The sequence below is a fragment of the Actinoplanes utahensis genome (assembly GCF_016862455.1).
Classification (GTDB): Bacteria; Actinomycetota; Actinomycetes; order Mycobacteriales; family Micromonosporaceae; genus Actinoplanes; species Actinoplanes utahensis.
Genome location: NZ_BOMZ01000093.1, coordinates 98,243 through 123,882, shown reverse-complemented (window position 1 = coordinate 123,882; position 25,640 = coordinate 98,243). Strand labels below are relative to the sequence as shown.

The 25,640-nt window shown below is 71.2% G+C and carries 29 protein-coding genes and 1 pseudogene; 18 read left to right on the top strand and 12 right to left on the bottom strand.

What is annotated here, in order from left to right:
* Positions 1-68: 68 nt before the first annotated feature.
* Positions 69-776: pseudogene (locus Aut01nite_RS44650) on the top strand (phosphatase PAP2 family protein); the annotation flags it as partial.
* A gap of 96 nt (positions 777-872) precedes the next feature.
* Here the strand turns inward: Aut01nite_RS44650 and Aut01nite_RS34240 are convergent.
* The 3 genes from Aut01nite_RS34240 to Aut01nite_RS34230 all read right to left on the bottom strand — a co-directional run bounded on the left by Aut01nite_RS34240 (position 873) and on the right by Aut01nite_RS34230 (position 4,201).
* Complete coding sequence (locus Aut01nite_RS34240) at positions 873-1,553, bottom strand: response regulator (RefSeq protein ID WP_043531718.1); 681 nt, start codon at positions 1,551-1,553, stop codon at positions 873-875.
* A gap of 7 nt (positions 1,554-1,560) precedes the next feature.
* Positions 1,561-3,003, bottom strand: coding sequence for a sensor histidine kinase (locus tag Aut01nite_RS34235; RefSeq protein ID WP_083999886.1), 1,443 nt, complete (start codon positions 3,001-3,003; stop codon positions 1,561-1,563).
* Positions 3,004-3,244: 241 nt separating this feature from the next.
* Positions 3,245-4,201 carry a tripartite tricarboxylate transporter substrate binding protein gene (locus Aut01nite_RS34230; RefSeq protein WP_043531716.1) on the bottom strand — a complete coding sequence of 319 codons (957 nt, stop codon included), beginning with the start codon at positions 4,199-4,201 and terminating at the stop codon, positions 3,245-3,247.
* An 86-nt stretch (positions 4,202-4,287) separates the two neighbouring features.
* Here Aut01nite_RS34230 and Aut01nite_RS34225 point away from each other — a divergent pair, with 86 nt between their 5' ends.
* The gene (locus Aut01nite_RS34225) at positions 4,288-5,847 is read left to right on the top strand and encodes a sensor histidine kinase (protein WP_083999884.1); all 1,560 of its coding nucleotides are present in this window, start codon (positions 4,288-4,290) and stop codon (positions 5,845-5,847) included.
* Positions 5,844-6,512 (top strand): response regulator, encoded by a 669-nt coding sequence (locus Aut01nite_RS34220; RefSeq protein ID WP_043531712.1) that lies wholly within the window; start codon positions 5,844-5,846, stop codon positions 6,510-6,512. The genes Aut01nite_RS34225 and Aut01nite_RS34220 overlap by 4 nt, the downstream gene beginning before the upstream one ends.
* On the opposite strand, the gene Aut01nite_RS34215 is transcribed toward Aut01nite_RS34220, so the two are convergent.
* From Aut01nite_RS34215 to Aut01nite_RS34205, 3 genes are read right to left on the bottom strand one after another with little or no spacing between them, the layout of a single operon-like run.
* Positions 6,509-8,053 (bottom strand): tripartite tricarboxylate transporter permease, encoded by a 1,545-nt coding sequence (locus Aut01nite_RS34215; protein WP_201775622.1) that lies wholly within the window; start codon positions 8,051-8,053, stop codon positions 6,509-6,511. The genes Aut01nite_RS34220 and Aut01nite_RS34215 overlap by 4 nt on opposite strands.
* Positions 8,050-8,604: a tripartite tricarboxylate transporter TctB family protein gene (locus tag Aut01nite_RS34210; protein WP_052164451.1), complete on the bottom strand. Its 555-nt coding sequence runs from the start codon at positions 8,602-8,604 to the stop codon at positions 8,050-8,052. Before Aut01nite_RS34210 ends, Aut01nite_RS34215 begins: the two co-directional genes overlap by 4 nt.
* A 6-nt stretch (positions 8,605-8,610) precedes the next feature.
* Complete coding sequence (locus tag Aut01nite_RS34205; protein WP_043531710.1) at positions 8,611-9,633, bottom strand: Bug family tripartite tricarboxylate transporter substrate binding protein; 1,023 nt, start codon at positions 9,631-9,633, stop codon at positions 8,611-8,613.
* Between the two features lie 145 nt (positions 9,634-9,778).
* Between Aut01nite_RS34205 and Aut01nite_RS34200 the strand changes: the two genes are divergently transcribed.
* From Aut01nite_RS34200 to Aut01nite_RS34185, 4 genes are all read left to right on the top strand, one after another.
* Entirely contained in the window at positions 9,779-10,204 is a 426-nt protein-coding gene (locus tag Aut01nite_RS34200; RefSeq protein ID WP_043531708.1) for a nuclear transport factor 2 family protein, read from the top strand.
* An 11-nt stretch (positions 10,205-10,215) separates the two neighbouring features.
* Positions 10,216-10,638 carry an HIT family protein gene (locus Aut01nite_RS34195; protein ID WP_307837541.1) on the top strand — a complete coding sequence of 141 codons (423 nt, stop codon included), beginning with the start codon at positions 10,216-10,218 and terminating at the stop codon, positions 10,636-10,638.
* The gene (locus tag Aut01nite_RS34190; RefSeq protein WP_043531706.1) at positions 10,631-11,416 is read left to right on the top strand and encodes a phosphotransferase; all 786 of its coding nucleotides are present in this window, start codon (positions 10,631-10,633) and stop codon (positions 11,414-11,416) included. Before Aut01nite_RS34195 ends, Aut01nite_RS34190 begins: the two co-directional genes overlap by 8 nt.
* A 150-nt stretch (positions 11,417-11,566) precedes the next feature.
* Complete coding sequence (locus Aut01nite_RS34185; RefSeq protein ID WP_152629064.1) at positions 11,567-11,863, top strand: hypothetical protein; 297 nt, start codon at positions 11,567-11,569, stop codon at positions 11,861-11,863.
* Here the strand turns inward: Aut01nite_RS34185 and Aut01nite_RS34180 are convergent.
* Positions 11,856-12,191, bottom strand: a complete 336-nt coding sequence (locus Aut01nite_RS34180; protein ID WP_043531702.1) for a hypothetical protein — start codon at positions 12,189-12,191, stop codon at positions 11,856-11,858. The two genes, Aut01nite_RS34185 and Aut01nite_RS34180, sit on opposite strands and share 8 nt — an antisense overlap.
* 294 nt (positions 12,192-12,485) lie before the next feature.
* Positions 12,486-13,391, bottom strand: coding sequence for a phytanoyl-CoA dioxygenase family protein (locus Aut01nite_RS34175; protein WP_043531700.1), 906 nt, complete (start codon positions 13,389-13,391; stop codon positions 12,486-12,488).
* Positions 13,392-13,496: 105 nt separating this feature from the next.
* On the opposite strand from Aut01nite_RS34175, the gene Aut01nite_RS34170 reads away from it, so the two are divergent.
* Together Aut01nite_RS34170 and Aut01nite_RS34165 are read left to right on the top strand one after the other, a co-directional pair.
* Positions 13,497-14,546 (top strand): hypothetical protein, encoded by a 1,050-nt coding sequence (locus Aut01nite_RS34170; protein ID WP_152629063.1) that lies wholly within the window; start codon positions 13,497-13,499, stop codon positions 14,544-14,546.
* Positions 14,547-14,575: 29 nt separating this feature from the next.
* Positions 14,576-15,331 (top strand): hypothetical protein, encoded by a 756-nt coding sequence (locus Aut01nite_RS34165; protein WP_043531696.1) that lies wholly within the window; start codon positions 14,576-14,578, stop codon positions 15,329-15,331.
* Here Aut01nite_RS34165 and Aut01nite_RS34160 read toward each other — a convergent pair.
* Positions 15,320-15,625 carry an NIPSNAP family protein gene (locus Aut01nite_RS34160; RefSeq protein WP_043531828.1) on the bottom strand — a complete coding sequence of 102 codons (306 nt, stop codon included), beginning with the start codon at positions 15,623-15,625 and terminating at the stop codon, positions 15,320-15,322. The genes Aut01nite_RS34165 and Aut01nite_RS34160 overlap by 12 nt on opposite strands.
* 56 nt (positions 15,626-15,681) lie before the next feature.
* Here Aut01nite_RS34160 and Aut01nite_RS34155 point away from each other — a divergent pair, with 56 nt between their 5' ends.
* From Aut01nite_RS34155 to Aut01nite_RS34120, 8 genes are all read left to right on the top strand, one after another.
* Positions 15,682-16,380 carry an SGNH/GDSL hydrolase family protein gene (locus Aut01nite_RS34155; RefSeq protein WP_204037774.1) on the top strand — a complete coding sequence of 233 codons (699 nt, stop codon included), beginning with the start codon at positions 15,682-15,684 and terminating at the stop codon, positions 16,378-16,380.
* A gap of 235 nt (positions 16,381-16,615) precedes the next feature.
* On the top strand, positions 16,616-18,007 hold the full coding sequence (locus tag Aut01nite_RS34150; protein ID WP_043531692.1) for an FAD-dependent monooxygenase: 1,392 nt from the start codon (positions 16,616-16,618) through the stop codon (positions 18,005-18,007).
* A 29-nt stretch (positions 18,008-18,036) separates the two neighbouring features.
* Positions 18,037-18,696 (top strand): HEAT repeat domain-containing protein, encoded by a 660-nt coding sequence (locus Aut01nite_RS34145; protein WP_043531690.1) that lies wholly within the window; start codon positions 18,037-18,039, stop codon positions 18,694-18,696.
* Positions 18,683-19,681, top strand: a complete 999-nt coding sequence (locus Aut01nite_RS34140; RefSeq protein ID WP_043531688.1) for a MerR family transcriptional regulator — start codon at positions 18,683-18,685, stop codon at positions 19,679-19,681. Before Aut01nite_RS34145 ends, Aut01nite_RS34140 begins: the two co-directional genes overlap by 14 nt.
* 138 nt (positions 19,682-19,819) lie before the next feature.
* Positions 19,820-20,008, top strand: coding sequence for a hypothetical protein (locus Aut01nite_RS34135; protein ID WP_043531686.1), 189 nt, complete (start codon positions 19,820-19,822; stop codon positions 20,006-20,008).
* A gap of 154 nt (positions 20,009-20,162) precedes the next feature.
* Positions 20,163-20,618 (top strand): hypothetical protein, encoded by a 456-nt coding sequence (locus Aut01nite_RS34130; protein WP_152629061.1) that lies wholly within the window; start codon positions 20,163-20,165, stop codon positions 20,616-20,618.
* A 107-nt stretch (positions 20,619-20,725) separates the two neighbouring features.
* Positions 20,726-21,283 carry a dihydrofolate reductase family protein gene (locus Aut01nite_RS34125; RefSeq protein WP_043531824.1) on the top strand — a complete coding sequence of 186 codons (558 nt, stop codon included), beginning with the start codon at positions 20,726-20,728 and terminating at the stop codon, positions 21,281-21,283.
* 68 nt (positions 21,284-21,351) lie between these two features.
* Positions 21,352-21,846, top strand: a complete 495-nt coding sequence (locus tag Aut01nite_RS34120) for a hypothetical protein (RefSeq protein ID WP_043531822.1) — start codon at positions 21,352-21,354, stop codon at positions 21,844-21,846.
* 170 nt (positions 21,847-22,016) lie between these two features.
* On the opposite strand, the gene Aut01nite_RS34115 is transcribed toward Aut01nite_RS34120, so the two are convergent.
* Positions 22,017-22,322 carry a putative quinol monooxygenase gene (locus Aut01nite_RS34115; RefSeq protein ID WP_043531684.1) on the bottom strand — a complete coding sequence of 102 codons (306 nt, stop codon included), beginning with the start codon at positions 22,320-22,322 and terminating at the stop codon, positions 22,017-22,019.
* 95 nt (positions 22,323-22,417) lie between these two features.
* On the opposite strand from Aut01nite_RS34115, the gene pdxR reads away from it, so the two are divergent.
* Positions 22,418-23,836 (top strand): MocR-like pyridoxine biosynthesis transcription factor PdxR, encoded by a 1,419-nt coding sequence (gene pdxR, locus Aut01nite_RS34110; protein WP_063958869.1) that lies wholly within the window; start codon positions 22,418-22,420, stop codon positions 23,834-23,836.
* Positions 23,837-23,860: 24 nt separating this feature from the next.
* Here pdxR and Aut01nite_RS34105 read toward each other — a convergent pair whose 3' ends face one another.
* Together Aut01nite_RS34105 and Aut01nite_RS34100 are read right to left on the bottom strand one after the other, a co-directional pair.
* Positions 23,861-24,220, bottom strand: a complete 360-nt coding sequence (locus tag Aut01nite_RS34105; RefSeq protein ID WP_043531682.1) for a GntR family transcriptional regulator — start codon at positions 24,218-24,220, stop codon at positions 23,861-23,863.
* Positions 24,221-25,597, bottom strand: a complete 1,377-nt coding sequence (locus tag Aut01nite_RS34100; RefSeq protein WP_043531680.1) for an MFS transporter — start codon at positions 25,595-25,597, stop codon at positions 24,221-24,223.
* Positions 25,598-25,640: the final 43 nt, after the last annotated feature.

Sequence of the window (25,640 nt, the reverse complement as noted above, 5' to 3'; positions counted from 1 at the left end):
AGGCGCGGCCTAACGCGCGTGTCTTCGACAACGGATCCGCTTACGCATGGTGACGAGCCGGAGGCCCGATGCGTGCGTTTTCCGCTGTGTTGCTCCCCGCGGAGCGGTCAACCCTGACGATCGTCGGGGGTACGGGGTGGTCGTTCGGCTCGGGTTTCCGACTGTTTCCGCTTCTACGGTCGACCCCCATGGAACGAGGAACACGAGTAACCGGCGGGGTCGGCCGGCTGTTGGCCGCTGTCGGCGTCCTGGGGTTGACGGCGGCGATGCTCGCGTGGCTTTCTCCGGGCGGGTGGGGCCGGGCCGGGGCAGCGCAGGTCACCAGCGGAGTTTCGGTGTCCGGGTACCGGGCGATCGTCGGGGCGGCAGCAGGGGCACCGTCGTGGTTCGGTCCGGTGCTGGAGGCGGCTACCGAGGGCACTCTGGTGCTCCTCGGCATGCTGCTGGTCGGGATGTGGTGGACGGCGATGCGCCGCCGGGACGTACGAGGGATTACCGGGACCGTGCTGACCGGCGTCGGAACTGTGGTGGCGTACGCCGTCAGTGAAGCGATCAAGGTGGTGGTGGACGAGGAACGACCGTGCCGTGCGCTGCGTACGGGAATCGGGGTGATCGCCGAATGTCCGGAGAGCGGGGACTGGTCCTTCCCGAGCAACCACGCCACCTTGGCCGCCGGACTGGCCGTCGGGCCGGCGGTGCTGCGGCCGCGCCTTGCCGTGCTCACGTTGCCCCTGGCCGGAGCTGCCGCGTTGCTACGGGTGCTGGTGGGGGTTCACTACCCGCACGACGTTCTGGCCGGTGCGACGCTCGGCGGCGCGGTGATGGTGGCTGCCCTGCTGGGGCTCATGCCGCCGGCCCAGCGGGCGGTGTCGTCACTGCTGCGCAGGTCGTGGAACAGCGATCCCCGCTTCATAGGCGACCACCGCGGCCGCAGCCCTGTTGCCCACGCCCAGCCTGGCCAGGATGGAGCTCACATGGGCCTTTACCGTTCCCTCAACCACGTGCAGCCGTCGGGCTATCTGCCCGTTGGACAGTCCGCTGCCGAGCAGGGCCAGCACCTCCCGTTCCCTGGCGGTGAGGGCGTCCACCCGGGCGCGGGCGCTGGAGCGCCGCGCGGCCAGGGTGCCCGCGCCCGTCGCGGCGAGGTGAGCGACGACGCGGGCCGCGACTTTCGGTGACAGATAGGCACCGCCGTCGGCTACCGCACGGAGCCCGGCGATCAGTTCCTCGGGCTCGCCGGACTTGATCAGGAAGCCGGCGGCGCCGCCGCCGAGTGCTTGCAGGATGTAGTCGTCCTCCCCGAACGTCGTCAGAATGATCACGCGCGTGGCCGGCACGGTCCTGCGGAGTTCCGCCATCGCTTCGATGCCGTTCATGCCGGGCATCCGGATGTCGAGGACGGCCACCGCGGGGCGGTGCCGTCGCGCCAGCTCGACGGCGTCGTGTCCGTCGCCGGCCTCGGCGACGACGTCGATGTCCGAATCAGTGGTGAGTACCGCGCGCAGGCCCGCCCGGATCATCGGCTCGTCGTCGGCGATCAGGACCCGGATCATCGGACGCTCACGGGGTGACCGTGTCCCGGGACACCAGCACGTCGTCGCGGAAACAGAGCCGATAGGCGTCCCCGGAGCGGTCGTCGAAGTGGTCCGCCGTCATCGCGTAGTACTCGCACGTCGATCCCTCCACGGTCGGCTCGGCGCTCAGCGGTCGGTGGTTCGTCTGCCGGCGCGGCAGGAGACGCTCCATCTCGGAACGATCCTGCCCGATGCGCAGGCGGGCGTAGTCGCCCGGGTCCAGGACCGCCTGTGACGAGGACAGCGTCTCCCAGCCCGCCAGGGCCCCGCTCAGCAGCGCGCCGGTGACCAGCGGCACCATGACCGCGATGATCAGGGACCGGCCCACACGCCGCCGGGCGCGGCGATGTTCCTGCGGCAGCGCGCGATCGATCCGCGGGGCCGCCGGCGGGAGCACGGGGGTGTGCGGGATTCGCGCGGTGACGGCGAAACCTGTGTGGTGCGGGCCGTACTCGAAAGTGCCGCCGACCAGCCGCACCCGTTCGGCGAGGCCGACCAGACCTCGCCCGCCGCCAGGCTGGGACTGCAGGCCGGCCGGCGACGGTGGCGGTGGCGGGCCGTTCTCCACCACGATCGTCGTCTCGGTCGCCGTATGCGTCACGGAAATGGTCGCTGTTGCTCCGGGTGCGTGTTTGGCCACGTTGGTCAGCGCTTCCTGCGCAACCCGGTGGACAGCCCGCTCGGCCATCGGTGGCAGATCGCCTGCCTCGCCGTCGATGCGCAGCTCCACCATCAGCCCCGATGCGGACGCCGCAGCCGTCAGCGCCGTCAGGTCGGGGTCGTGGGCGTCGGTAGGGGCGCTGTCGGCCTGCTCCCGCAGGACGCCGATCACCTCGCCGAGGCGCTCCACCGCGGCCGCGGCCCGAGCCCTGAGGTCCGTGGCGGCCTTGCGGTGGTGCTCTTGCAGGTCCGGCGCGAGTTTCAGCGCGCCCGCGGACAGCGCGATCAAGCTGAGGTCGTGACCGAGCAGGTCATGCATGTCCTGGGCAATCCGGGCCCGTTCGCGCAGCCGCGCCTGCTCGGCGACCAGCCACTGTTCACGCTGGGCCTGCTCGGCCCGTTCCCAGCCGGTCCGGACGAGATCCTGATACTGGCGCCAGAATCGTCCCGCGAACCATGGCGACATCGTGGCGGCAACGAACACGAGCAGGAACCGACTCGCCAGCGACAGCCAGCCGGGCACGACCGAGAACACCACCACACCGGCCGAGAGCACTGCTACCAGCGCGAGCACCGTCGGACCCGTCCGCCCCCGGCGCCGTCCGGCCAGGAACGCGGTGACCACGGTCGGCAGCAACCACCACCCGCTCACCATGCTCAGACCGGCGAACACGACCGCGGCCCCCGTCAGGAGACTTCCCGGGTCGAAAGCCCGTGCGGTGACAGCCGTTCGCGCTGCCACCGCGACCTTGATCGTTGCGCGCTTCACCGAGGCGACGGTACGGGCCGCGGCTGGCGCCCGACACTGCCGAAAGACAAATCAGCGTACGCGCACGGCGGCGCCCGCCGTCCGTCGCCGAGGTCGAGAACGCCAGGCACAGCAGGCGGCGAACCACTGATATCCCAGCGGCTTCATGGCGGCACACGCGGCAGAAGCGCGCATCGCGCCATCCTTGGTCGTTGCGGTCGACATCTGCGGAGAGTGACTCGGCCGACGGCGTACGCCGGGCTCAGGCCGGCAGGCCCAGCTCGCCGAGGATCCGGATCATCCGATCGTTCTGCCGGCGCAGGAACGCGCCGAACTCGGCGCCGGTGAGCGGGGCGTCGGTCCACCGGTGACCGGCGACCGCCCGCTGCCAGGTGGCCGAACCCCGCACCCCGGACACCACCGTGGTCAGCGCCGCCAGCTGTGCCGGACCGAGCCCGGGCGGGGCGACCAGTCCACGCCAGTTCATGAAGACCACGTCCAGGCCGGCCTCGCGCAGCGTCGGCGCCTCGACCCCCGCGGCCCGGCCGCCGCCGGTCGTCGCGAGCACCCGCAGCTGACCGGAGTCGATCTGGCCGCCGAGCTCGCCCAGGCTGGAGACGCCGAACGCCACCCGCCGCGACAGCACCGCGGCCAGCAGCACCCCGCCGCCGTCGTGCTCGGTGTACCGGACCGAGGACGGCGCGATCCCGGCGGCCCGCGCGATGAGCATGGTGGCGAGGTGGTCCGGCCCGCCGGGGGAGGAGCCGCCGCCGACGGCCAGGCCCGCAGGGTCGGCCCGCCAGGCCGTGACCAGGTCGTCGAAGGTCCGCAGCGGCGCGTCCCGGGTCACGACGACGACCTCCGGCTCCTCGATCAGCCGGGCGATCGGGGTGACCGCGTCGAGGGTCACCGAGATCGGGGCGGTGTGCTGCGCCCCGACCAGGCCGAGGCCCATGAGCATCATCAGCGCGCCGTTGCCGTGCTCGTACACCAGCCGCCGCAGGCCGATCATGCCGCCGGCACCGGGCAGGTTGAACACTTCGACGTCCCTGCGTACCCCGTCGACGTCGAGGGCGGTGGCGACGGTCCGTGCGGTGATGTCGTAGCCGCTGCCCGGGGCGTTCGGCACCATCAGCCGCAGCACCGGATCCCGCTGCGGCGAGCAGCCGCCGACCAGCGCGGCGGCCAGCGGAGCGGTGAGGAGCGTACGGCGGCGCACGGGCTCACGATAGCGACGCCGCGGCGGCGACGGCGGCGGGTAGCCTACGGCAGTCCGGACCAGGGACCGAGGTGAGGAGGAGACCGGTGCGCTGGCAGTTCTCCCTCGCCCGGCAGTTCCTGGTGCTCCAACTCGGCATCGTCCTGCTGGTGGTGGTCGCGGTCGCGGCGGTGTCGGTGGCCGAGGCGGACGCCACCTTCCGGCGCGAGCGGGGCGCCACCCTCCGGTCGAGCGCCGAGAACCTGGCCGCCACCGACGTCATCCGGGAGGGCATGCGCACTCCGGCCCGCTACGACTCGCTCGCCGCCGGCGCGGAGAGCGCCCGCAGCGTCTCCGGCGCCTCGTTCGTGGAGCTCACCGACGCGCAAGGGGTGCTGCTGACCGGGCCGTGGCGGGGCCGGCCGGCCGAGCTGGGCACCAGTGGCGGAGCGACCGGCCGGGCCTGGCTCGGGGTCGTTCAGCACGACGGCCGGGCGCTTGTCGCGCACGCCCCGGTGCTCGACCCCGCCGACGGCAGTGTGCTCGGGCTGGTCGTGGCCGGTGAGACCTACCCGTCGTGGCCCGAACTGCTGGCCAGCGCCACCGCGGACCTGCTCACCTATCTGCTGCTCGGCTCGGCGCTGGGGGTGATCGGCTCGACCCTGCTGTCGCGGCGGATCAAACGGCAGACCCTGGGGCTCGAACCCGTCGAGATCGCCGGGCTGGTCGAGCACCGTGAGGCGATGCTGCACGGGATCAAGGAGGGCCTGATCGGACTCGACGCGTCCGGCCGGGTCACCCTGGTCAACGACGAGGCCCGCCGGCTGCTCGGCTTCTCCGGCGACGTGACCGGGATGCCGTTGCGGTCCCTGGGCGTGCCGGCGGACCTGCTGGACCTGCTCACCGCGGGATCCGGCGAACCCGATCACGTGGTGGTGCACGACTCCCGGATCCTGGTGCTGAACCGGATGCCGGTGGTGGTCCGCGGGCACGCGGTGGGGTCGGTGACCACGCTGCGGGACCGTACCGAGCTGACCTCGCTGGAGCGGGAGCTGGATCTGAGCCGGAACACCACCGACACGCTGCGGGCCCAGGCGCACGAGTTCACCAACCGGCTGCACACCATCTCGGGGCTGGTGCAGCTCGGGCACTACGACGAGGCGGTCAACTTCATCGTGATGGCCGGCCAGACCCAGAACGCGCTCCACCACGACGTGCAGTCCCGGATCGCCGACCCGGCGCTCGCGGCGCTGATCATCGCCAAGGCGAGTGTCGCGTCCGAGCAGCACGTCGAGTTGCGCATCGCCGAGGAGACGACGATGCCCGCACCGGCCGACGATCGCCTCGCCGCCGACCTGGTCACGGTGACCGGCAACCTGATCGACAACGCCATCGACGCCGCCGGTTCCGGGGGCTGGGTGAGCGTGTCGGTCCGGGACCTCGGCGCCGAGATCGCCGTGACCGTGGCCGACTCCGGTGACGGTGTGGCCCGCGAGCACGCCGACAAGGTGTTCAGCAGCGGGTTCACCACCAAGACCGGCGCCGGGCACCGCGGGCTCGGGCTGGCGCTGATCAGCCGGGTCTGCACCGTGCGCGGCGGCGACATCACGGTGACGGGATCGGCGTTCACCGCCCGGCTCCCGGTCGCCGGAGGGCGGCCGTCGTGACGCGGGTGCTGGTGGTGGACGACGATTTCATGGTGGCCCGCATCCACCAGGGTTTCGTGGAGCGGGTGCCCGGGTTCACCGTGGTCGGGGCGGTCCACACGGGCGCCGCCGCCATCGAGGCGGTCGGGCGGCTGCGCCCGGACCTGGTGCTGCTCGACATCTACCTGCCCGACATCTCCGGCCTGGAGGTGCTGCAACGGTTGCGCCGGGAGGCCGGCGCCGTCGACGTCATCGCGATCACCGCGGCCCGGGACGCGGCCACGATCAAGAACGCCCTGCACGGCGGCGTCGCGCACTACATCATCAAGCCGTTCGCCTTCGACACCCTGCAGGAGCGGCTGGAGCGGTACGCCCAGGCGGTGGCCCGGCTGAGGGAGACGCCCGCCGCGGTCCAGGCCGACGTCGACCGGTTCTTCGGCGGATCCGGTGACAGTGCGCCGGTGCTGCCGAAGGGCCTGTCCACCGCGACCGCGGACCTCGTCGTCACCGTGCTGCGCGACAGCGACACCGACCTGTCCGCCGCCGAATGCGCCGCTCGGGCCGGCCTGTCCCGGGTGAGCACCCGCCGCTACCTCGAGCACCTCGTCCAGACGGGCAAGGCGCAGGTGCGGCTGCGCTACGGCGGGGCGGGCCGGCCCGAGCACCGCTATCTCTGGCGCGGTTAGTCCTCGTCACCGAACGCCAGCCGGCCGGCGGGCTCACGACCGCGGATCCGGGCGATCAGCCTGGGCAGATGCGGCAGGCCCAGCGCGGCGACCGCGAGCAGCAGCAGGATCAACGTCAGGGGACGGCGTACGAAGACGGTCAGGTCGTTGTCGGACAGCAACAGCGCCCGCCGGAACTGGGTCTCCATCATCGGCCCCAGGATCAGGCCCAGGATCACCGGCGCGATCGGGAACTCGAACCGCCGCATGAACACGGCGATCACCCCGATCCCGAAGGCGATGAACACGTCGACGATGTTGCCGGAGACCGCGTACACGCCGAGGGTGGCGAAGACCAGGATGCCGGTGTACAGCAGCGGCCGGGGGATCTTCAGCACCTTCACCCAGACGCGGATCATCGGCAGGTTCAGGGCCAGCAGCATGACGTTGCCGATGAACAGCGACGCGATCAGGCCCCACACCAGCTCCGGGGACTTCTCGAACAGCTGCGGGCCGGGCGACAGGTCGAAGTAGCCGAACGCCGCCAGCATCACCGCTGCCGTCGCCGACGTCGGGATGCCGAGGGTGAGCAGCGGGACCAGCACCCCGGAGAAGGACGCGTTGTTGGCGGCCTCCGGCCCGGCGACGCCCTCGATCGCCCCGTTGCCCCACTCCCGCGGGTGCTTCGACCGGCGTTTCTCCAGCGTGTACGAGACGAACGTGGGGATCTCGGCGCCGCCGGACGGCAGCGCGCCGAACGGGAAGCCCAGGGCGGTGCCGCGCAGCCACGGCCGCCACGAGCGCGCCCAATCGGCCTTGCCGAGCCAGGCGAAGCCCTTGCCGCCCGGTTCCAGCGGGGTGACGGTGTCCGGCAGATCCCGTGGCCGGGTCGCGATGTACAGCGTCTCGCCGATCGCGAACAGGCCGACGATCACGGTGACGATGTCGACACCGTCGAGCAGCGCCGGCACCCCGAAGGTGAACCGGGCCTGGCCGGTGAGCGAGTCCAGCCCGATCAGGCCGAGGAACAACCCGAAGGTCAAGGACATCAGGCCGCGTACGAGGGAGGCCCCGACCATCGCGGTGACCGTCACCATGGCGAGGACCGCCAGCGCGAAGTAGTCGGAGGCGCGGAAGGTCACCGCCAGCCGGGCCATCGGCGTGGCGACCAGGGCCAGCAGGACGGTGGAGATGGTCCCGGCGACGAACGAACCGATCGCGGCGGTGGCCAGGGCGGCGCGGGCCCGTCCCCGGCGGGCCATCTGGTAGCCCTCGATGGAGGTCGCCACCGACGAGGACTCGCCCGGGGTGTTGAGCAGGATCGACGTGGTGGAGCCGCCGTACATCGCACCGGCGTAGATCCCGGCGAACATGATCAGTGTGCCGGTCGGGTCGTCGAGCCGCAGCGCCACCGGCAGCAGCAGGGCGATGGTCAGCGCCGGGCCGATCCCGGGCAGTACGCCGACGAGGGTGCCGATGGTGACGCCGATCGCCGCGTAGAGCAGGTTCACCGGGGTCAGCACGGTGCCGAAACCGGCGAGGAGATCCATGAAGGAGTTCACAGCGGCAGCACTCCCGCGGGCAGGACGATCCCGAGGAGACGGGTGAAGAGCAGGTAGATGCCGAGGGCCAGCCCGATCGCCGTGACCAGGTCACGCACGATCACCTCACGGACCGGCCGGGTCTCCAGCAGGCGGGCGCCGGCGAGGACGAACACGGTGGTGGCCAGGACGTACCCGAGCACCGTGTACTTGAGCACCACGGCGTAGCCGATCAGGGCGGCGAGCAGCAGCACCGGCCGGATCCAGGAGCGCAGGTCCGCCGGGCCGTCGTCGGCGGCCCGCTTGCGCAGGGCGTCGATCAGGTACGCCACCGCGACGACGACCCACAGACCGGTCACCAGGATGGGCGCGAGGGTGGGCCCGCCCAGCGGGACACCGGTGTCGATGCCGGCGTCGACGGCCTGCCACAGCAGGGCCACGCCGATCAGGAGCAGAACGGTGCCGGCGACCCGCGGGCCGGAGGAGGCCGTGGCCACCTCCGGCGTCGCGGCGCCGGCGTCCGTCTCGGCCGCGGCGATGGGCGCCGGGTCCGGAGGGGTTGCCGAAGTCATCTCTGCTCAGCCCAGGCCGATCTCGGTCAGGACGGTCTTGATGCGGGTGCTCTCGGCGGCGTAGAAGGCGGCGGCCTCGTCACCGGACTTGTAGAAGTCCTGCCACTTCTTGTCGGCCAGCTCCTGCTTCCACTGCGGCGAGTTGTGCAGGTCGTCGACGAGCTTGAGGACGGCCGTGCGCTCGCTGTCGCTGATGCCGGGCGGCGCGACGACGCCCCGCCAGTTCAGCAGCTCCAGGTCGTACCCGGATTCCTTGATGCTCGGCGCCGGTGTGCCGGCGCCCGCGTCGGCGCCGGTGGCGCCGGAGACCGCCAGGGCACGCACCGTGCCGGCCTTGACCAGGTCGGCGAACTCGCTGGTGCCGGAGACCGCCACGGTCACGTCGCCGGAGAGCAGCGCGGCCTTGGTCTCGCCGCCGCCGGAGTAGGCGACGTACTGCTTGGCGACCGCCTTGGCGTCGGCGCCGGCCGCCTTGGCGAGCAGCCCGACCAGGATCTGGTCGGTGCCGCCGGCCGAGCCGCCACCCCACTTCACCGAGGTGGGATCGGCCTTGATGTCGTCGGCGAGCTGCTTGAGCGTCGTGTACTTGGAGTCCTTGTGGACCACCACGACCTCCGACTCGGCGGTCAGCGTCGCGATCGGCGTGGTCTTGCTCAGGTCCACCGGCGACTTGTTGGTGACCACGCCGCCGACCATCACCAGGCCGGTGACCATCAGCTGGTGGGCGTCCTTCTGGTGGCTGGTGACGAGCTCGGCCAGGCCGATGGTGCCGGCGGCGCCGGTGACGTTGCGGACCTCGGCGGACTGGCCGTTGAGCAGACCGCTCTCCTGCAGGGTCTTCTGCATCGAGCGCGCGGTGGTGTCCCATCCGCCGCCGGCGCCGGCCGGCGCCATGATCTGCAGCGTCTTGGCCGGGTACTTCGCTGCGGCCGCGTCCGGGGCCGGGGACTCCCCGACGGACTGGTCGGCGCAGCCGGTCGCGAACAACAGCACGGCCGGCACGGCGACCGCAAGGGCCCTCTTGAACATGAAAGTTGTGCTCCTGTCACGGGGTGAAGGCGAAGGTGTTACGCACCCTGCCGTACCGCGTGACGCCGGTCACCATTGTGAAGCCTGCGAGCATATTGGTCTTTCTGGTCGTACCCCGCAGGCTTTTCTGTTTCTAGGCTGAGGAGTGGACCAGACACATCGGGAAGTCTTCGAGAAGTACGTGTACGCCGGCGCGATCAGCCGCGACGCGGACGCCGTCGCGGCCCTGTTCACCGACGACGGGGTGTTCGACGCGCCGCTCGCCCCCGACGGCCATCCGCTGCATCAGCGCCTGGTGGGCCGGGACGCCATCCGGGCCGGGATCAGCGCCTACCACCGGCAGCCCGCCTATCAGGCCGCGATGAACCGGGAACGGTCCGCTCTCGTCCTGCACGACACCACGGATCCCGACGTGTTCATCGCCGAGATCGACGTCGCGTTCGACGAACCCGGCGGCCGGCGGACGACGATGTCGCTCGTGCAGATCTTCCGCCTCCGCGACGGACGGATCGCCAAGCTCCGCGACTACTTCGCCGAGCCGCCGTCAGCCGCACCCTTCACCCTCGCGTAGTGGGGCACCGCATGCCCCCGCTCCGGCCGCCGGCTGCGCCGACGACGGGGTGCATGACACGGGAGTGCGTTTTCTGCGGCATCGCGGCGGGCCGGGGCGAGGCGAGCGTGGTGTTCGAGGACGAGACCGTTGTCGCCTTCATGGACCTGAACCCCGTCACGCCCGGCCATCTTCTCGTCGTGCCCCGCATGCCCTGCGAGGGAATCGAGGTTCTCCGTGACGGTGCTGTCGCCTTTCAGACGGTCTTTCACTTTTCATCTGCACGTCATTCCCCGGTACGCGGGCGACGGCTGGACCCTCCAGGCGAGGTCACCGGCACGGGAGCGGTCGCTTCTCGACGGCGATGCGCAGACGATCCGGGAGGAGCTCGCCGGGGAGAACCGAAATCCGATGTCGCCGCCACGCAGGGTCCGCTAGGAAGTAACGGTGAGTGAAGAGATGCTGGCCGGAGGAAACACCACGGGTGCGGTACGGGTCGGCGACGTCGTCCACAAACGGGCGTCGCCGTGGACGGCCACTGTGCATGCGCTGCTGCGGCACCTGGAGGCGGCCGGGTTCGACGGGGCCCCGCGTGCGCTCGGGTTCGACGAGCAGGGCCGGGAGATGCTGACGTTCCTGCCCGGCGAGGTGATCGGCGACCGGGTTCCGTGGCCGGCGTGGGCGTTCACCGATCGGACCCTGGTACAGGTGGGCGCGTGGCTGCGGCGGCTGCACGACGTGACCGCCGGGTTCCGGCCGCCGGCGGACGAGCGGTGGTTCGCCGGCGCGCGGATGGCTCCCGGGATGATCGTCGGGCATCAGGACGCGGCGCCGTACAACGCGGTGATGGACGGGGACCGGCTTGCCGGTTTCTTCGACTGGGACACGGCCGGGCCGTCGTCGCGCGAGTTCGATCTGGCGTTCGCGGTCCTGTCGTGGGTGCCGCTGTACACGCCGGGCGCGGCCGCGGCGCTGGGTTTCCACCGTCCGCAGGACCGCTTGCGCCGCCTGCACCTGCTGCTCGACGCCTACGGATACGACGGCGACCGGCACGCTTTCGGCACGGTGATCGTCCAGCGGGCCACCCGTCAGGCCGAGGTCATGCGTGCCATGGCCGCCGCCGGCGATCCGGCCGCCGTCGCCCTGCTCCCGATCGCGTCCAACCTGGAGCAGTCCGCCGCCGAGGTGGCCGCACTCCCCGCCGGCTTCTGGACCCGTCCGGCGCCCGCTTGATGCCGTCGTGGCTGAGCAGTGCGAGCCGGCCTCGACCCGACGCGGCGACCCGTCCCGACCAGTGCCTTGATACGACATCGGAGGCTTGACCTTGACGCGGCGTCAAGCTTGCACGCTGGATCACACGGTGCAGGATCGAACGGAGACGCCATGATCGACCTCGACCTCGACCCCGAACTGGACCGGCGTCGTGCCGGTCGACGACACCGCTCCGGCCGTCACCGATTCAGGTCCGCAATCCGAACCGGACCAGCCGACATGGTCGAGCGTCTCCGGCCTGGCCGCTTCGCCGCCGCGCTGCTGGAACGCGTCGACGATGCCGTTCTGGCCACCCTGCCCTGCATCGGCGGGATCGATCAGTACGTCGACAGCGCCGACGTACTGAGCCGGCCGGAACTGACCCGCGACATCACGATGGCGGCCTGCCCGACGGGTGACCTCAGCTGACGGCCGCTGCGCGAGCCCTGCCGGTGACCATCTGCTCGAATACGGCCGCCGGCCCGGGGACACCGATGTCGTCGGGGCCCAGCAGGCCGGGGCAGGAGCTCGGCAGGACGGTGGCGCCCGGGGGAAGCCCACACGCTTCGATGATCTCCGACGGCAGAGGGGACGGCGGCGACGGTTCGGGCCCGGCGCTGACCGATGCGGGTGCCGACGGTGTGATGCCGGGTTCGTTCGGTGCAGCGGGTTCGCAGGCGGCGAGCGCCACGACGGCCGCGGTGAGTGCCACGACCGCGGCCGTCGCGGCGCACAGCCGGGCGAAGCGGAGCGACATGCCCGTCTCATCGGCAGCTTCGGAGCCGATCTGAACCGCTGGTGTGACGGTGAGTGCGCCGGAGCCGGGAGCGGGCGGTGTCCGGCTGGTTGTCAGTGCTGTCTCAGCTGCAGCTGAGACAGCACTGACAACCAGCCGGGGGTGACCGGAACGGGCCTGCATGAGTGGCACCGGGGGACGGTGGTGAGGGGACGCCTGCCGTGGCCGCCGCGAGCCACGGGGCGGTGGTCGGCCCGTACCGGAAAAAGGTGGTTGGTCTGTATCAGAAAGAGGGGCCCCGTAGCGGAGAAGGGTTCAGAGGGACCAGGGGGAGAGGTCGAGGGTGGGGTAGCGGAGGGACATGCCGGCCAGGGTGTCGGCGGTCCAGTAGGGATGTCCGGGTGGCGGGAAGCCGAGGGCCTGCAACTGGCGTGGCGTGGCGCGGCCGACGAACGCGGTCCACTCCGGGGTGTAGCTGCGGGTGGCCCAGCCGACGCGGTGGCCCCATTGCAGGCCGGCCGGGCGGAAGCACAGGTGCATGCTGTAGCGGGCGCCGCGGGGGGCGGTCAGCTGGGTGCCGCGGTGGAAGGTGCCGGGCTCGAAGGCGATGACGGTTCCGGCGGGGCCGGCTCCGGAGACCTCGGCCTGGTAGAGGGCGGGGTCGGCGGGTGCGGTGAACCGATTGCCGCCCTCGTGGCCGGGGCGTAGCAGCCAGTTGGGGACGGCGGGCAGGTGGGCGGTGTGCTCGCGGGACACCAGATGCGGGGGGCCGAGTTCCTCGGGGACGTCGGTGAGGAAGACGAACATCTCGACCTGCCGGCAGCCGGGGGTGGTGCTGGGCACGAGCACGGTGTGGTTGAGGTAGTCGCGGTGCAGGTCCTGATCGTAGTCGCAGGCGCCGGTGTATTTGGCCCAGGCCTCCGCCCCGTATAGATGGATGTCGTCGTCGTCCAGGAGCGTGGCGGCAAGCGTCAGGAGGCGGTGGTGCACCGCGGTCAGGCTGATCTCGGTGCTGCTGAACGGGAACGTGTCGATGCCGGCGAACTCGTCGCCGAGGAACCGGTCGCGGCGCGGGTCGGTGCCGTCGTGGAAACCGTCGGGGGACGGGAACAGCAGGTCCAGCTCCTGTACGGCGGGGGCCAGCTCGGCTTCGGGCAGGAAGGCCGGGAGGATCACGAAACCGTCGGTCTGCCAGGTCCGCGCGGCGTCCTTGAGGTCCATCAGGTCAGGATCGACGAGCCTGGATCCGGTGGCAATCGCTTTTCCGCCGGGGCCGCGCCCGGTCGTAGGATCGCCAGGTTCCGACGGGCGGGCCGGGAGGCATCGATGAGCGTACGGGGATCGCTGGCCGCTGTGCTGGTGTCACTGCTGGTGACGGCGGTGGCCGGGTGCGACGACGGTGTGCCGGCTGTCACGCCGTCCCGTCCGCCGCCGGCGACCGTCGCCGATCCGCAGATGATCAAGGATCTGCCGTCGTACCTGGACATCCCCGATCCGAGGCCGGCACGGTTCACGACCGGCCTGAACGGGCCCACCCACCGGGTCCACGTCGTGGAGACGGCCACCGCGAACCTGCTCGGCGACGACTTCCTGCCCTGGTTCAAGACGGACGCCAACCCGGAACCGGTCGGCCCGGCCACCACCTTCCCGGGCAACGAGTTCCTGTTCGTCCGGCTCAGCGGGGTGGCGGGGGAGACCCATCACGTGATGTTCCCGTCGCCGCTCATCGAGGACAAGCGGGTGCGGATCCAGGTGGGCGACCAGACCCGGGACATGCCCCAGGTCATCGGCGCCGAAGCCCTGCTGCTGATGGTCGTGCCGACCGGCGCTCCGGTACGGCTCCAGGTCACCGAGGCCGGCCGGTCCAGCAGCATGGACCTGCGCACCGGCGAGCCGGATGCGGCCGGCGCGGCCGCCGGCGCCGGCAGCAGGAAGGGCGAGGCGGAATGGGACGTCTACGGCCAGTACCCGGGTGACGCGATCGGCAGCCAGGTGAACGTGAAGGCGACGGTCACCCTGGACTCGTTCGACGGCACGTGGGCGCCGCCGGGCCGGATGTGGCTGCGCATCGGGCTGAAACTGTCCTACTGGAGCTGGCGGGACCTCGGCGGGAAGCTGGACGCGGCGAGGTCGATCCGGGTCGAGGTCGGCGGGCGCGCCGTCGACGTGGCCGCCGAATCCACCGCGTTCACCCGCCTGACCCGCGGAACCCCCAACATCTACCAGAACGATCTGTACGCCAAGGTGCAGGTTCCGAAGGACGGCGTGCGGAAGGTCGGCGTCCGGTTCAGCCCGGCCGGGCCGATCACCCTGGACGGCCGGAGCACCACGTTCCGGGCCACGTCCGTACCGACGGGGACGGTAACCCTGAAGTGACCGTCGCCGGCCTGGTTGGATGATCAGTCGTGGAGATCGACATCACCAGTGACGTGGCGGGCCGGCCGCCGGAACCGCCGGCGAACCCGCGCCGATTGCGGCACGCCGTGCCGGCGGCGCTGGTGGCGGGGGCGGTGCTCGGCGCCGGTCTCGGTTTCAGCTACGGGCGGGCCGGTCAGGCGCCCGCCGGTGACGTGGTCCTCACCCACGGCAGGACGGCCACGGTCGACGGCACGGTGGTGGTGCGGTGGGGGCTGGCGAACTTCGGGGCGGAGCCGGCTCGGGTCCGGTCCGTACTCGTCGACGGCGCCTCCGTCACCGTCGAGGCGCCGGACATCGCGGTCGGGGCGCTCGCCGGCTTCACCACCCCGGTGCGCTGCGAGGGGACCGTGCCGCCGCAGCTGACGATCACCGTCGACCCGGGTGGCGACCTCGGCTATCTGCCGGACGCGGCGGAATGGGCGGCGGCGTGCCGGGCGCCGGCGCTGTCCGTGCCGGACGGCGACCGGGTCCTCACCCAGCTCATCAGTCAGACCGGGCCGTGGCGGGGCGCCACCGGTCAGGCGGGGGACACCGGACCGCTGAACGTTCACCTGGTCTGTGTCGGCGGTGGCGAGGTGGCGGTGGACTACGACACCGCCGCCGGTGGGGGCCGGTTCGGGGCCCTCTGCGACGGTGAGCCGACCAGTGCGGGTGACGAGCGTACCGGCCCGGTGGTGCGGATCAGTGTCACGCCCGACGGCGGGCAGCGCTGGTCGCTGCTGCTGACCCGGTCAGGGCAGTAACGGGCGCATGAACGTGCGGTCGTAGCGCAGGACGCAGCCGGACTCGTCACGGATCCGGTCGGCGGCGATGAACTCCGGGTCGACGCCGAACCGGGAGCGGTACCGCTCGTACGCGGCCAGGCTCTCGAAGCTGAACAGCGCCTCGGCCTTGTCGCTGGCGCCCTCGGCGGGCAGGAAATAGCCGTGGTGGATGCCGCCGTGAGCGGCGACCAGGCGCATCCAGGCGCGGGCGAAACGCTCGAACGCCTCGATCCGGGCCGGGTCGATGGTGTAGTGCACGACGCAGGTGATCACCCGGCCACGATAGATCCGGTGGCGTGGCGGCGGAGCGGTGGCCACCATCGGCGGTCATGGACAAGCTTTATGTCGCTCTCGGCGATTCGATGTCGATCGACGACTACGCGGGCGGGGCGGGCCGGGGTGCGGCGAGCCTGCTGCACCGCAACCGGGACGCCGACTTCCCCGACTGGGCGGACCGGGACCTGACCGCGGCGGGGTACGCCGTGCGGGTCCTGGCCCGGGACGGGGCGCTCACCGCCGACGTGATCGAGCGGCAGTTGCCGTCGGTGCAGGGCCCGGTGGATCTGGTGACGGTCACGATGGGTGGCAACGATCTGCTGTCGGTGTACGGGGACGACAGCGCCGCCGCGGCCGTGGTCGGGCGGGTGGAGGCGCAGGCGGAAGGCGTGCTGGTGCGGCTGCGCCGGATCGTGGGGCGGGACTGCCGGATCGTGGTGACCACCGTGTACGACCCGAGTGACGGGACCGGGGCGGTGCCGGGTTCGGGGCTGGCCTCGTGGGGGCGGGGGCCGCATTGGATCCGTACCCTCAACGCGGTCCTGATCTCCGCTGCCGGCCGGCACGGCGCGGTGGTGGCCGATGTGCATGCGGCGTTCCACGGCCATGGTGTGACGGCGGGTGACCCGGCTCGTTCCGATGCCCGCCCCGCCGATCGTGACCTGTGGTTCTGCGGTGTGGTCGAACCGAACGCCTGGGGCGCCCACCACATTCGGGCGACGTGGTGGGAAGCTCTCACCGCTCTTACCTAGAATCCTAGGATGGCTTAGAGGTCGTGCGGCAAGCCGCACGACAAATCCAATCCAAAGGACGGCTTCGCCGACGAACACATCTTGTTTTCGAGGTTTCCGGCCCGATAGCCTGCCGGTGCCGTGACACTGCCCGAGGAGGTGAGACCCATGAACGCTGTATCGCTGTGGGTGCTCTCCACCGGGTCGCGGCCGAGAGTGCCCCGCTGACACGCGGCACTCTCGAAAGGCGACACCCTTGTTCGATGTGATCATTGCCGGATGCGGGCCGGTCGGAGCGATGCTGGCCGCCGAACTGCGGCTGCACGACGTTCGTGTTCTCGTTCTGGAGAAGGACACCGAGCCGGTCTCGTTCGTCCGTATCGTCGGGCTGCACATGCGCAGTCTCGAGTCGCTGGCGATGCGAGGGCTGCTGGATCGGGTCCGGGAGCGGGGGCGGCAACGTCCGGCGGCGGGTTTCTTCGCCGCGATCAGCAAACCGGTTCCGGAGGGACTGGATTCGGCGTACGCCTATCTGCTCGGAATTTCGCAGCCGGTTCTCGTCGACGTTCTCGAACAGCATGCGGTAGCGGTGGGCGCCCAGGTCCGGCGCGGTTGCACGGTGACGGGTCTGGTGCAGGACGACGACGGTGTGACGGTGGAACTGGCCGGTGGGGAGCGGCTGCGGGCCGGTTATCTGGTCGGTTGTGACGGTGCCCGGAGTACGGTCCGGAAATTGCTGGGTGTCGGTTTCCCCGGTGAGCCGTCGCGCAACGACACGTTGATGGGTGAGATGGAAGTGGACGCGCCCGCGGAGGTGATCGCCGCGGCGGTGGCGGCGCACCGGCGGCTCGATGTGCGGCCTTTCGGTGGCGGCCGGTATCGGGTGGTGGTTCCGGTCGAGGGGGTCGGTGATCGGGGGCGCCCGCCGACGATCGACGATTTCCGGCGGGCGTTGTCGGCGCTGGTGGGTACGGATTTCGGGGTGCGTTCGCCGCGCTGGTTGTCGCGTTTCGGTGACGCGACCCGGCTGGTGGACCGTTATCGGGTGGGCCGGGTTCTGCTGGCCGGGGATGCGGCGCACATTCATCCGCCGATCGGTGGGCAGGGTTTGAATCTGGGTGTGCAGGACGCGTTCAATCTTGGCTGGAAGCTGGCCGGGCAGGTTCGTGGCTGGGCGCCGGCCGGGTTGTTGGACACGTATCAGGTGGAGCGTCATCCGGTGGCCGCGCGGGTGCTGGACGACACGCGGGCGCAGACGGCGTTGTGGTCGGAGGGTGCGGGCGCTGCGGCGTTGCGGCGGCTGGTGTCGGAGTTGATGGATTTCAACGAGGTGAACCGGCATCTGATCGAGAGGGTCGCGGGGCTCGGGATCCGGTACGACTTCGGTGCGGGTCCTGATCTGGTCGGCCGGCGGCTGGGTGACGTGGACGGTGTCTACGGTCTGTTGCATCGGGGCCGGGGCGCGGTGTTGGACCGGACCGGGCGGCTGGGCGTGGGTGGGTGGGCCGATCGGGTCGACTACCTGGGGGATGTCACGTCGGCGCTGGGGGCGCCGGCTGTCCTGATGCGCCCGGACGGGTATGTCGCGTGGGCCGGTGCGGACCAGCACGGCCTCGATGGGGCGTTGTCACGCTGGTTCGGGGCTTGACCTTGTCACGGTGACAACGCTTCTACTCGGTGCCGGAGGTGGTTGTCATCAACGGTTTGGTGAGGGCGCTCGGTGCGGCGGATGCGTCGGTGCGGTTGCGGGCGGTGCTCGCGGTCGGCACCGACGCTGATCCGGGTCTGGTGGATGCGCTGGTGACGCGGTGCGCGGTGGAGCCGGATTTCTTCGTGCGGGACATGTTGACGTGGGCGTTGACCCGGTTGCCGGCGGCGGTGACGGTGCCGCGGCTGGTGGTGGAGACGCGGTCGGAGGTGGCGCGGGCCCGGGCGCAGGCGCTGCACACGTTGTCGAAGATCGGTGATCGGGGTGCGTGGGCGGCTGTCACGCCGGTGTTGTTGCGCGACGACGATGATGAGGTGGCGCGGACGGCGTGGCGTGCGGCGGTGGCTTTGGTGCCGGATGGGGAGCGGGTGGTGCTGGCGGAGGAGTTGGGGTCGCAGTTGGGGCGGGGTGATCGGCGGATGCGGTTGAGTTTGAGCCGGGCGCTGGCCGGGTTGGGTGCGGAGGTGGTGGAGCCGGTGGTGGCGGTGGCTCTGGGGAGTGCGGATCCGGTGGTGCGGGCGCATGCGGCGGCGACGCGGCGGTTGCTGGTGGATCCGGAGGCGGGGTTCGAGGTGGCGGTGGACGAGGCGATTCGGGTGGTGGCGTTGGGTCCTGATGCTGATCGGTGAGGTGGCGCGCCGGTCCGGGGTGAGTGCGCGGATGCTGCGGCATTACGACTCGCTGGGGCTGGTGCGCCCGACCGGGCGGACGGTGGGTAACTACCGGGAGTATGCGGCGGAGGATATTCGGCGGATCTTTCATGTGGAGAGTCTGCGGTCGCTGGGGTTGTCGTTGCGGGAGATCGGGCGGGCGCTGGAGGATCCGGGGTTCGCTCCGGCGGCGTTGGTGGCGGATCTGATCGCGCGGACCGAGGAGCGGTTGCGGCGGGAGCAGGAGTTGCTGGAGCGGTTGCGGGCGGTCGGGTCGGCGCAGGCGTCGGGGTGGCGGGGGGTTCTGCGGATCGTCGCGTTGTTGCAGGGGCTGGATTCGCCGAGTGCGGCGCGGCGGCAGCAGGCGGTGCTGGCGCCGGGTGGGGAGGTGCCGGTGCCGGTGGAGGTGCTGGCGGGGGCGGTGCTGGCGGAGGCGGATCCGAATGTGGCGGGTGCGTTGCGGTGGGCGCTGGCGCGGGCCGGTGGTGGTGCGGTGGCGGGGGTGGCGGCCGGGGTTCAGGCCGATGATGCGGTGGTGCGGTTGCGGGCGGTGCGGGCGCTGGCGGAGATGCCGGGTGACGAGGTCGCGGGGTTGCTGGCGGATGCGTTGGGTGATGCGGATGCGGCGGTGCGGGGGCGGGCGGCGCTGGCGTTGGGGGCGCGGGGTTCGATGGCTGCGGTTCCGGTGCTGGTGGGCATGGTGGTCGCCGGGGTGAGTGATGTGGAGGCGGCTGAGGTTCTGGGTGGTCTGTCGGCGGATCCTGTTCGTGCGGATCGGATCGTGGGGGCGCTGGCGGGGGAGTTGGTGGGTGCGGACGTGGCGGTGCGGATTCGGTTGGCGCAGGCGTTTGCGGAGTTGCCGGGGGCGGGGGCGCGGGTGGTGCTGGAGCGGTTGGCCGGTGATGAGGATCGGTCGGTGGCGTTGGTGGCGGCTGCTTTCGTGCGGATGCGGGAGGACCTTTGAATCTTCGGTGGGGTACGGGGTGAGTGGCTGGGGGTGTGTTGTCGGTCCCGGTGGCGAGGGGTTGGTCTTCGGGTGCGTGGTGTCCGGCGGCCCGCAGTGGTGTCGTCGCGGTCGTCCACGAGCTGGCCGGCCGGGTGCTTGTCGAGCGCCGGCCGGGCCCCGCGGATCGGCGGCGCGACATCGTCACCCGCACCGCCGACCGGCCGCGAGCGGCTGTTCCGGCTGGACGAGCTGCTTGCCGGCGTGGAGGACGACGTGCTGGCTCCGCTGACCCCGGCGCAGCGGCGGGAACAGCTGACCGGCCTGGTCGACCCGCACGGCCGGTAGAGGCCCTGGACGTGAGCGTGTTGGGGGGTGGTGGACGACCCGGGCACGTGAACGACGCCGCACCGGCTTTTGACGTCGGCAGAAATCTGCATGCGGTATGTGATCGTCCACGGCTCGATGGGATCCCCTGCGATCGTCGCGGAAGAATGCGGTCATGAGCGACGAAGCGCGACGCGCCGTAGTGGGCGCGCTGATCGATCTTGCGGGAAGTGCCGACTACCGCGACCGGGCCGACGCAGGGCGCAGTCTCGCCAGTTTCGCCGAGATGCCCGAGGCCGGCGAAGCGCTGCTGGAGCTCGTGCTCGACGCCGGTGACACTTTCGTCGCTCGCGGGACAGTGACAGCGCTCCTCCGACGTCACGACACGGCCGGGATGGTGGTGGTCGCCGCGGCGCTCGGCGCGGCCGACCCCGGCCGCGCCGACTGGATTCACACCGCAGTGCTCGATGTCTTCACGGTGTTCGCCGTCGATCGCGATGCCGCCCTGCGAGCGTGTGAGGCGTTGGCCGGAGGTGCTGACGAGCAGGTCCGCCGCGGCGGGCGCCGGTTGATCGGCATGCTCGAGGAGATCGACCCGATCCTCCATCCGGTGCAGAACGACGACGCATGATCGCCGAACCCGTGCGGGCTCCCGCCCCGTTCCGGGGATTCTGGACGCGGGCGGCGGTCTCGTCGGGAACCCCGCTTGCGGTGTGGGCGGCGTTAGACTCGCCGGCCATGGGATCGCTCATCTTCATCCTCAACGTCACCCTGGACGGTTGCGTCGACCACCAGGAGGGGATCGCCGACGACGAGACACATGCCCACTTCACCCGCCTCATGGACGGGGGCGGGGTGATGCTGTGGGGTCGTGTCACCTACGAGATGATGGAGAGCTACTGGCCGGCCGTCGCCTGCGGTGAGGTGGAGGCGCCACCGGCGTTGCGTGAGTGGGCGGTCAAGCTGGAGGCCAAACCGAAGTACGTGGTGTCGTCGACCCGCCAGGACTTCCCGTGGGCCAACAGCCACCACGTCACCGGGGATCTGCGGGAGAGCGTGCAGAGGCTCAAGGACGCGACCCCGGCCGGTGTCCTGCTCGGCAGTGGCCTGCTCGCGACCGAGCTGGACCGGCTGGGCCTGATCGACGAGTACCGGATGCTCGTTCATCCTAGGATCGCCGGCCACGGCCCGACGCTGTATCAGGGCGGGTTGCCCGCCACGCGCCGGCTCGTGCTGCTCTCGGCGAAGCCGTTCAGCAACGGCGCGGTCGCCATGCACTACCGCCGCGCTGATTGACCGGAATCCATGCCGTCGGCGGTGGCATGGGGGCGTCCGGTCGTGGTTTCGGGTGATCTACTGCGGTGGTGCGGGGGATCGGATGGGATGAGGTCCGGGAGTGGTTCGATCCGGTGGGGAACGGCAGCGCACCGGATATCGCCGTCGCGGACACGACGCTGGACGACTGGCAGGCGCTGCTCGGGCTGATTCGGGCGGAGGGCTGGCGTGCGGAGTACGAGTTCGGTGATGAGCGTTTCGGCGTTCCGGTGTCGGCGGCTGATCTCTTCGTGCCTGATCCGGAGGGCTGGTTGCGGTCGCTGTGGGTGTGGCCCGAGCCGGACATCGAGTTGATCTTCCGGGTGTGGACGCCGGAGGTGATCGTCGGTGACGTCAGCCTGCACGAACTGCAAGGGCAGGAACGTCTGGACGACTTCTGCGGCATCCTGCGCAGGCTGGGACAGCGGTTGGGCAAGCGGGTGGAGATGTACGCGGAGGGCTGCTACGACGCCTACCCGCCGATGCTCGCCTACGAGGTCACGCAGGATCGTGTGGTGTTCCTCGCCGGCCCCTGGCGCTCCTGAACTCTCTCATCGGTGACGCGCTCGGGTGGTGACATCCCCACGTAGTCGCCGCCTGGTGATCTGCTCGCGAGCGGCTTCTCGATCGAGAAGCCCTCCAGTCGCCGGGCCCGAACCACCGCCGGCGGAGCCCCGGAGTCCTCGCCCCGGGCCTCCGCCGGCGGATGGGTCGGTCAGGTCACCGGGGCGAGACGGCGCAGCAGGTTGACGTGGATGTCGCCGTCGAGCAGGTCGTCCGCCTGGGCCAGGAAAGCGCGCAGGTGCGGGCGCTGCAGGTTGGCGGCGTGTTCGTCGGGTCCGCGCCACACCTCGTGGAAGTGGAACGACCCGGCTTCGTCCACCGCGACGTGCAGGTCGTAGGCGATGCAGCCGGGTTCCCGCAGGGTCGGCTCGACGAGCGCGGTCAGGGCGTCGCGCAGCGCCGTCTCCTGTCCGGGTTTGGCGCGGAGGTGGGCGATGACGGTCAGGTTCTCGGGCATCGGTGTGGGTCTTTCCGTTGGGTGGCCGGGCGGGAGTGCCGGGCTGTCGGACACCGACGCTAGGCAGGACTGGTATTGGCGTACAGTCCAGTCGCGTGCGTTCTGACCGGACCAATCGTGTCACTGCTCTGCTCCTGGAGGTGCCGGGCGACGGGCGGCCGATGCATGAGCGGCTCACCGGCGCGATCCGGGCCGCCATCGCGCAGGGTCGTCTCGGTCCCGGTCATCTGCTGCCGTCGAGCCGTGCCCTGGCCACCGAGCTCGGTTGTTCGCGCTGGGTGGTCAACGAGGCGTATGTCCAGCTCACCGCCGAGGGGCACCTGGAGACGCGGCAGGGGTCCGGCACCCGGGTCGCCGCGGATCCCGCCGTGTGTGCCGCCGCGCCGCCGGCCGGGGGCGCCGTGGATCCGGAACCGCCCGCGTGGCATGCCGATCTGCGGCCCGGCGCACCGGACGTCCACCAGTTCCCCGCGGCGGCCTGGCTTCGCTGCCTGCATCATGTGCTGACCGATCCGGGCTGGTCGCCGCCGGTCTTCGCGCCGCCGGCGGGGGCGCCCCGGCTGCGGCAGACGGTTGCGGCCTACCTGCGCCGGGCCCGGGGCATTCCGGTGGACGGCGACGACGTGGTCATCACCTGTGGCACCTCCCACGGGATGGCCGCGGTGGCCCGGGTCCTGGCCTCGACCGCGGCCGAGGCCGGTGTCGCGGTCGAGGATCCCGGCTGGTTCCGTCTGCGGGAGGTGGCGGCCGCGGCGGGGTTGCGTCCGGAGCCGGTCGCCGTCGACGAGCACGGCATCGACGTGCGGGCGGTCGGCCGGGCCGGTGTCGCGGCGGTGGTCTGCGCCCCCGCCCATCAGTTCCCGACCGGTGCTCTGCTGTCGCCGGAACGCCGTCGTGCCCTGCTGGCCTGGGCGTCGCGCACCGGGGGCGTCATCGTGGAGGACGACTACGATGCCGAGTTCCGTTATGACGGCCGGCCGGTCGGCGCGCTGGCCGGTCTGGGTCGGGACCATGTGGTTCATCTGGGGTCGGTCAGCAAGACGCTGCATCCGGGTCTGCGGCTCGGCTGGTTGGTGCCGCCGCCGGCGTTGCGGGGTGCGCTGCTGGCCGCCGTGGCGACGTCCGGGGCCGGTCCCGGTGTCCCGGAGCAGTTGGCCTTCGCTCATTTCGTGGAGTCCGGGGGTTACGACCGTCACCTGCGCCGGATGCGGCGGACGTACCGTCTGCGCCGGGACGCGCTGCTGCACGCCCTGCACGATCACGGTCGTGCGGTACGGCCGGACGCGGTGCCGGGCATCGCCGCCGGCCTGCACGTGACCGTGCCGCTGCCGCCGGGGTCCGACGAGCATGCGGTGGTGGGCCGGCTCGCGGGTCTGGGGGTCACGGCGATCCCGTTGTCGCGTTACACGATCCGGCCTCGGCCGCCGGCGCTGGTCCTCGGGTTCGGCCGGTTGTCGCCGTCGCGGGCCGGCTGGGTGGCGGGCCGGCTGGCCGCCGCGCTCACGGACGGGTAGCCGGCGGCCGTACCGTGAACGGGGTCATCGGTCTTCGAGGGCGGCCTTGACCAGGGCCAGGGCGGTGGCGGCGGGGATGCCGAGGGCGCGGGTGCGTTCGGCGTAGGCGTGGGCGGCGCGCTGGGCCTGCCCGGCGGTGCCGGTGGCTTTGGCGGTGATGACGGTGCCGTGCCGGCCGCGGGTCTCGACGAGGCCGGCCTGTTCGAGTTCGCGGTAGGCGCGGGCGACGGTGTTGACGGCCAGGTCGAGTTCGCCGGCGAGCTGGCGGACCGGGGGCAGGCGGGTGCCGGCGGCGAGGGCGCCGTCGGCGGCCTGGGCGGCGATGGCGAGGCGGACCTGTTCGTACGGGGGCACGGGGGATGCGGGGTCGAGGGTGATGTCCATTCAGAGAACCTTCGGCGGGGTGTTGCCGGCGGCGAGGATGGCGCGCCGGATGGGGACGAGGGCGAGCAGGATGCCGCCGGCGAGGAAGAACACGACCAGGCTGACGATGCCGATGCGGTAGCTGTCGGTGAGTTGGAAGATGAGGCCGAAGAAGAGCGGGCCGAGCCAGCTGGTGCCCTTGTCGCTGATCTCGTAGAAGCCGAAGTACTCGCCTTCCTTGCCGGCGGGGATGAGCTGGGCGAACAGGCTGCGGGAGAGGGCCTGGCTGCCGCCGAGGACGAGGCCGATGCCGGCGCCGAGGATCATGAAGGGTACGGGTTCGCCTTCGGGTAGCCAGAACGCGGCGATGATGACGAGCAACCACAGGCCGAGGCTGATCAGGATCGTCTTGCGGGCGCCGATGCGGGCGGCGAGGGCGCCGAGGAGCAGGGCGCCGCCGAAGGCGAGGAACTGGACGATCAGGATGGTGACGATCAGCGCCGACTGTTCGAGTTCGAGTTCCTCGGTGCCGAACTGGCTGGCCAGGGTGATGACGGTCTGGATGCCGTCGTTGTAGACGAGGAACGCGCCGAGGAAGAACAGGGTGAGCGGGTAGGCGCGCATGCCTTTGACGGTGTGGCCGAGCTGTCTGAACCCGTCGGTGAGGATGTTGCCCTTCTCGCTGGTCGAGGAGGCGCTGGGGTGTTCGCGCAGCAGCCGCAGCGGCACGAAGGTGAACGCCGCCCACCAGACGCCGGCCGAGACGATGCAGTAGCGGGCCAGGTCGAGGGTCTTCTCGGCGTTGCCGTCCTCGGTCAGGGTCATGACGACGATCAGGTTGAGCAGGAGCAGGAGTCCGCCGCCGAGGTAGCCGAAGGCCCAGCCGCGGCTGGAGATGCGGTCGCGGTCGTCGGGGCCGGCCAGTTGCGGCAGGAACGAGTGGTAGACGACGACGGCGGCGCCGAAGCTGATGTTGGCGATGATGAAGAGGACGCCGCCGAGCAGGTAGCGTTCGCCGGTGACGAAGCCCATCGCCATGGTGGCGGCGGCGCCGGTGAAGGCGGCCGCGGCGAGCAGTGGTTTCTTGCGGGGGGCGCGGTCGGCGACGGCGCCCACGATGGGCAGGACGAAGACGGTGAGCAGCACCGACAGGGAGACCAGGTACGGGTAGTAGGACCCGGCGGCGACGGGGATGCCGAGCGGGTGGACGGTGCCGTCGCAGGTGTCGGCGTCGATGGCGCAGCCGGCGGCCTGTTCGGTGACGCTGGTGAGGAACGGGCCCAGGAACACCGTGATGACGGTGGTCTGGAAGGCCGAGTTGGCCCAGTCGTAGAAGTACCAGCCGCGGAGTTCCCGTTTACCTGCGGGAACGATGTCGTGGGTGCCGGTGACGGCCATCAGTGTGCGCTCCTGGGTGTGGTCGGTGCGCGGTCATGATGCC